At 43.7% G+C, this 6,243-nt stretch carries 9 protein-coding genes; 7 read left to right on the top strand and 2 right to left on the bottom strand.

Annotated features, from left to right (window positions below; genetic code table 11):
• From M8E35_RS24640 to M8E35_RS24620, 6 genes are all read left to right on the top strand, one after another.
• On the top strand, nt 1-330 hold a 330-nt coding region (locus M8E35_RS24640), incomplete at its 5' end, for a hypothetical protein (protein WP_252473632.1).
• A gap of 321 nt (nt 331-651) precedes the next feature.
• A complete protein-coding gene (locus M8E35_RS24635) occupies nt 652-1,035 on the top strand; it encodes a C39 family peptidase (RefSeq protein WP_252473631.1) in 384 nt (127 codons plus the stop codon).
• A gap of 47 nt (nt 1,036-1,082) precedes the next feature.
• Complete coding sequence (locus M8E35_RS26625) at nt 1,083-1,205, top strand: hypothetical protein (protein WP_289711004.1); 123 nt, start codon at nt 1,083-1,085, stop codon at nt 1,203-1,205.
• A 3-nt stretch (nt 1,206-1,208) separates the two neighbouring features.
• Nucleotides 1,209-1,427 (top strand): hypothetical protein, encoded by a 219-nt coding sequence (locus M8E35_RS24630; protein ID WP_252473630.1) that lies wholly within the window; start codon nt 1,209-1,211, stop codon nt 1,425-1,427.
• An 8-nt stretch (nt 1,428-1,435) separates the two neighbouring features.
• Nucleotides 1,436-2,245, top strand: a complete 810-nt coding sequence (locus tag M8E35_RS24625) for a hypothetical protein (RefSeq protein ID WP_252473629.1) — start codon at nt 1,436-1,438, stop codon at nt 2,243-2,245.
• Nucleotides 2,246-2,695: 450 nt separating this feature from the next.
• Entirely contained in the window at nt 2,696-2,806 is a 111-nt protein-coding gene (locus M8E35_RS24620; protein ID WP_252473628.1) for a hypothetical protein, read from the top strand.
• A 764-nt stretch (nt 2,807-3,570) separates the two neighbouring features.
• Here M8E35_RS24620 and M8E35_RS24615 read toward each other — a convergent pair.
• Together M8E35_RS24615 and M8E35_RS24610 are read right to left on the bottom strand one after the other, a co-directional pair.
• A complete protein-coding gene (locus tag M8E35_RS24615) occupies nt 3,571-4,812 on the bottom strand; it encodes an IS110 family RNA-guided transposase (RefSeq protein WP_252473627.1) in 1,242 nt (413 codons plus the stop codon).
• Between the two features lie 253 nt (nt 4,813-5,065).
• Complete coding sequence (locus tag M8E35_RS24610) at nt 5,066-5,386, bottom strand: hypothetical protein (protein ID WP_252473626.1); 321 nt, start codon at nt 5,384-5,386, stop codon at nt 5,066-5,068.
• Nucleotides 5,387-5,930: 544 nt separating this feature from the next.
• On the opposite strand from M8E35_RS24610, the gene M8E35_RS24605 reads away from it, so the two are divergent.
• Entirely contained in the window at nt 5,931-6,071 is a 141-nt protein-coding gene (locus M8E35_RS24605) for a hypothetical protein (RefSeq protein WP_252473625.1), read from the top strand.
• Nucleotides 6,072-6,243 lie beyond the last annotated feature (172 nt).

Below are 6,243 nucleotides of genomic sequence, written 5' to 3'. Positions count from 1 at the left end.
CTGTTATTCCTGCATATCCTGGCGGAGATATTACTATGCAAAATGAACTCTGGAATGAAACTAAAATACTTTAGCGGCAGGGATTTCCTTGTTTTTGATGTTTACGGGTACTTTTCTGGCGGTCTATTTTATAGTCTTCAATCTCATCTCTTGGTATGTTTTTATGAAAAGAGATGTAGCGACTTAAATTCTCACATTACTGCTCTTTGGGGCTCATCGGAAGGAAAGCCTAAGCCAGAGTCTGGCCTGCTTTCGAGGCATCCTCAAAGATTTGAACTTTGGCTCGATGATGGTCGGTGGTTGAGGTTTCAAACCCCCGACAGCGACTGATACTGTCGCTACCAGTAGGCTGGACCCCAGATTTATCGGCATATGTTACCAGTGGTAGGTATCTACGACATTAACAAGCTATTTTACAAACAAAATCGATCTAGAGGTAAATGCTCCAGAAAATATTCGCAAGATTCGTTTCCGGCAGAGTGAAGCATTATCACTCCATAATCCATGTCCGGTTGCCGGTACAGAATATGCAAAAGGTTTGAAGATTAGGTTATTGTATGAAAAAGCATCCTTTCGCATCCCGTTTGGAGCGAATTCAAAAGAAATTATTAATGCGAATGAGCAGAATAGTCACAAATAGACATTTCGTTTATGATCGCATTCACCTATACTAATTGTCAAATCAGCTTTTGCGTTAACTATCATAGAGGATGGAGCGGTTCCTATCATTCCCTTATTCCGGGCGCAGCGAAAGCCTTTGGCTTGCAGGCGGAAGGCTGCTCGGCAAAAGAACCGCAAAAAATCGTTGATGCACTGTCCTCCGGTAAGCTGGTGGTTGCCCTGATAAGCAAGGGGCATTTCACGTCCAGCGGGCATTTTATCGTACTGCGCGGCGTAACCACTGAGGGAAAAATCCTGGTGGCGGATCCAGCCAGCAAGAAGCGCAGCGAACAGGAGTGGAATTTATCCATCATACTGGACGAGGCTCATAAAAGCGCCGGAGCGGGCGGCCCATTCTGGATTATATCACAATAAAAAGCCCTTTCTTCTTTTGAGGGAGCATTATATAGCGGAGGTAGAACATGAATAACCGCAAAAAATTGATTAAACTGTTTATCTATGTGCTGGTTGTGGTGATTGGGATTATCCTGCTTTTACCACCAATCTCAAAAAGCAGGATAACAAGCCCTATGACGGAGGTGTGAGCGTTGCTGCTGTATCTTTCAAGTAATGGGAAAGGCGGACTGACCGACTTTATGGAAGGGCAGGAGCTTGTAATAAAGAAGCTCATCGGCAGGTTCCCCTTGAAGCTTTTTGCCGCAAAGGACATCAGGAATTATATAGGCTGTGAGTATTTCCTTGTGGATATTTCTTGTATAGAGGAACAGCTTGATGATTCATCGTTGCCCTCCAATCCATGCAGATGATGCTTAATATGAGAATCATCCCCATCCTTTCAGATATGGCAAATGCAGACGCCTATATCGGCAGGCTGGTGGATATCGGCGTAACGGATATTGTGACCGCCGACAGCATGGACGGTATCCGGGATGAGTTTGCCGAGTGTCTTTCGGAGGATGGTATGCAAAGGTATAAGCGGCCACCGGAAAGCTTTATGGAGGATACCGCCCTTCCTCCAGAAGCCTTGATACCAAAAGAGATTGTCAAATACAGGTGGGACGCCCGGAATGTGAAGATTGCCATTGCCGGCACACAGCGGCGCAGCGGCGTTACCGTCACCGCCTTTAACCTGGCGGCCTGGCTCATTGCTCGGGGGGCTTCCGCCTGCTATGTGGAGGCTAATACCAAACAGCATTTGAACTGGATCGTCAATATCTATGATGCGGAAAAAGACGGAGAAGCCTATCCCGTCGGCGGTGTTGACTGCTATTTTACCAATGAGCTAGATAAAGACTACAACTTTATCATCTACGACTGCGGGGAGTTCAAAGAACCAACCACAATATTCAGGGAAGCGGACATCCGGCTGCTCTGCGGAAGCATCCTGCCCCATGAGGCAAAAGACTATCTGCAAGTACTAAATGCTTGTAAGGATATGGACATTCATAAATTGGGTTTGTGTGTGCCGAAGCCTTTGCAGGAATTTTGCAGGGAATCGTTAAACAAGGAGATTCTGATAGCAGAATCCTCCCATGACCTGTTTGAGAACAATATTAACGGACATACCTATCTGCCGATGGTGGAGCGGTATACTGTAAAGGGCCTAAGGAATAAGTTTGATTGAGAGGCAGTTGTAGTTTTTACTATGTTAGGAATCAGACTAATGAAACAAAGAATTCAGTAACTGCAATGGCGGAATAAAAGAAAGACGAGCATTTTAGGGTTCTAGTCACCAGATATCAGCGTGGCTACAAAAGAAAGGCCCTATCAAAGGATTATGTTGTTCCGACTAACCCAGACATTTGTGTGCAGATTACTCCTTGTCTGAGTTGATGGGTACTACTTTGGGGGTTGCTTCTCTGTGGGATGATTTCTGTAGGCTTCGGATAAATGCCTGAATTGCCGTAAAAGTATATTTCGTAGCTGAAATGTCATCGATGGGACCCCCAGTTGAAGTGGTGATGCCGCCTTCTGAACTGGAGTAGCCTTAACTGCTCAGGTCGACCCCAGAGAGGAAAAGGAGGTAAAGATCATTCACTGGTTCAACCCGCTAATTTGGTACGCCTTTTACCGAATGCGAGAAGACCAGGAGATATCCTGTGATGCTTTAGCCATGGAACGAATTGATGCAGAACAATCCAACGACTATGCCTATACGCTCATCAAACTAGTCGAGACATACTAACGCTCCGCAATTGGCAAGCTTGACTGGCTCCAAATCTCAAATCAAGAGGAGAATAACCATGATTAAAAAGTTTAGAAAGTCTTCCGTTAAATGGTCTTTGTTAGGCGTACTAGTAATAGGGGTGATAGCTTCTGCGGTTTTCACCAGTGCGAAGGTGGATGCATAAAGCTTTGTTCAAAAAATAGATGCAGTTATTCCTAACCCAATTATTGATGTTAACTCCATGTTACCCGTTCCACTGAACAATGAATTAGTTCAATATGCCAGAAAAAACAGAGAAGGGTAGTATGCGTACTCCAATGAGAATGATCTTGCCAGTATTGTTGTTGGAAGACAGGTAGGAACTATTGACGAATTTCCTAATATTAATAGAAATAAAGAAATTGATGATGCTGTGCCAGTTAAACCAATATTCGTTAAGTCCTATGATGGAGTCATAGGCGATTATTACATTGTGCCATTTGTTCAAGATCAAAAGTTTGTAAAAATAACTATAATGAGTTTTCTGTCCGACGACAAAGCTGCTATAGTCAAGGAAGGAGCATTCTCACCTCGTGACAAGTTGTTAGAAGTGGATGCGAATGAGGCGGTGGCTATAATGAAGAAAGTAAAAGTCCTTCGGTAATATGTCAAGACCCTAAGTGAGTCAAATTTTCAGTAAGTTAATTATCTGTAGGCAAAAAAGGCAACAAAAAACCTTCTCATTCCCAAAATTAAATGGAAACAAGTTACAAAAATGGGATTTCAGTTATCGTAGTTCATGCTTAGTTTGCAATCCCCCTATTGCCATGTGGCGTATAGATTTGGTTGCTGCGTAGCAGAGCATCAACCATACGGACGAGTTTGCGTGCTGTAAGCACAAGAGCACGGCGATGATGGTGAGTCTTACTTTCCGAAAATTTACGTTGGTAGAAGGCTTTGTACTCTGGTTCCTTTTGGCGTACTAAGTTAGCAGCCTGGATGATATAACTGCGCAGGTAGGTGTTGCCGGTCCGGGTTAAGGGTGTGTCATCGGCAGTAAAATTACCTGACTGGTGAGAACGCCAGGTTAACCCAATGAACTTTGCTAAGGCTCCTTCATTTGGAAAACGACGTATGTCTCCAATTTCAGCAATAATGCCAGCTGAAAGCACAGGGCCAATACCTGGAATGGAAATGAGAGTATTAGGGAAATGCCTAATTTCTGCTTCGATCGCTTTATCGATTTTCTTTACCTGCTTCTCTAAAGCATGGATTGTTTCGATGCTCGTGGCCAGGATAAGGTTAATTGGTTGCAAGAGGCTTCCACGTAGTCGATGGGCCTTACGGGCAGCTTCCTTTAACTCTCTGGCTTTCGCTTCCGGATCCTCGAAATGACGTTTTCCTTTCTCCATGAGGAAATCAATCAGTTCATCAAGCGGTCGAGCCGCAACCTCTTCTGGAGAAAAAAAGTCAAGTGTCAAGGATTCAGAAGTAGCGCCGAAAGTGTTGCTAAAAACAGCACCTTGGGCAAGAGTGCTAAATTTCAAGAACAAGTTAGTGAGAAAATAATTCTTCTCTCTGGAGATCATCTCAATCAGATGAGAACGAAAGCGAGTGAGGCGCTGTAACGGTAAGTAGCGGAAATCGACCTGAGAGCTCTCCGGGAGCCGGCCGAAGCGTAGACGTTCGGCAATGACCCAAGCATCAATCCAATCGTTCTTCGGAAGGTCCACATAAGCCTTCTTGAAATTAGCAACTACCTTGGGGTTAAAGGAATAAATTTGGGGCTTTAGAGATGCTAAACTGTTGTCTTCCGCTAAGAACATTTGTAATGGCCAACTGTACACGGAAATGGCCTCTAAACCAATAACCAGGCGGTCCACATTCTCTTTAGCGCAGGCTTCAGAGAGATATCGGGCAACTTGCTCACAACCAGGCTGATCATTCAAAACCCGTAGCCTTTTAACCGGTTCATTACCTCGCTCATCTAAGATTCGCACTTTAAAATCACTGGAACTCACATCAATACCGACAAATAAACTCAAGTAAAATCACCTCGCTTTCCGAGTTAAAGAATATGTAAGATTAACGTTGGGACCAGGCACCACAACAGGTCAACAACCTCGCCGAATCAGCACTTGTCTTAAAAAGACCTTGAATCCACCCGATCTGCTACTATCGTAGGGGTTCCCTTTAAGCTGTGCAACCTTCGAGTTAAAAGTTCAAATTGTGGGCTAGTAGTCAGACTTAATAAGAGGTCAAAGCCTCAAGGAGGCGAAGGCCTTACCAGAACGAACCTCACGGTACCATTTTGCCTGAAACCCCAACAAACTTAAATACTTTTTTGTTGTCAAAGAACGATCTGAGGAATCTCAGGTATTCCTCATCCTGAGCCTGTGGACAGTGCCAGCCTATGGAAAAGCCCTTTTGGGTCTGTCTTAAAAGAGCTTTCCCACAGGCTTTGGACAAGTCGAATTTGAAGTATGCTTTGGGGTTGACTTGTCCACACTGCCCACAGGCACGACGACTGCATGGGGTATGCGTTATTCTGCGCGCATCTTGTTGATGTTGACCAAGCAAATGAATTTCCAGTTTTCTTTGGTCATTTAAATACCCCATTAGTTTTTTAGACTCGTGGGGCAGGAACTAAATTAATTATACGAGGAGTTGGCAACGTACCTACTCCCAGACTGGTTTTCTATCGGGAACCTTCTAACCCTCCTCAAGCCATAAATAACATCAAGGAGTATTTAGAACCATATTGGGAATTTGAGTTTGCCGATAAAACAAGGTCATATGTTACTCAAACCAAGCAAGTAGTCACTAAGGACATCGCCCCCTGGTATGAGACTTATGTTGCGCCTAAATATAACCCCCAAGCCGTTAAAATTGAACCAAACAAGTTGATTCATGACGATGGAGGAGGCTTAACGTTACAAAAATAACACTTGCTGCTTCTCCGTATGATAAAGGTAATGGTAATTATCCAGGTAAAGGCTTTGAGGTTTACTTCTCCCTAGAAAACGCAAATGGAAAGGAAAAAGGTTTTATCCCCCAAGGTAAGATTTTAGGGGTAGTTGGAGCTAGTGGAAAACTTTATGAGATAAACTCGCCACAGCCTCTCGATCAGACATAAATTATGCTGCAAAGGTCTCTGCCAGCGTTGGCAAAAAGAGAGGGTAAACCTTATGAACCTGGAATCATCAAAATTGCCGCGGGTGCAAAAGCCGAAGCAAACGAGCAAATTTTTGCAAAGGTAATTTATCAAGATGAAAAGGGCAACAAGTTTGAGATTCCAATTTAGGGAATCGAACCAGAACTCACTTATCCAAATCCTAATGCAAAATAGGATTGACAAGGTTATAGTTGGGCCAATAATTCCTAGAGATTCATGAGGTTAAATGAACAATAGCACCAGTGTCGATAAATCTTATTGCGATTTATCGATATGACATTAGAATAGAATAAGAATAAGG

Source organism: Desulfosporosinus nitroreducens, from assembly GCF_023897015.1.
In the GTDB taxonomy this organism is placed as follows: Bacteria; Bacillota; Desulfitobacteriia; order Desulfitobacteriales; family Desulfitobacteriaceae; genus Desulfosporosinus; species Desulfosporosinus nitroreducens.
The sequence above is the reverse complement of the archived record's forward strand: the minus strand, read 5'-3'. Positions and strand labels throughout refer to the sequence as shown.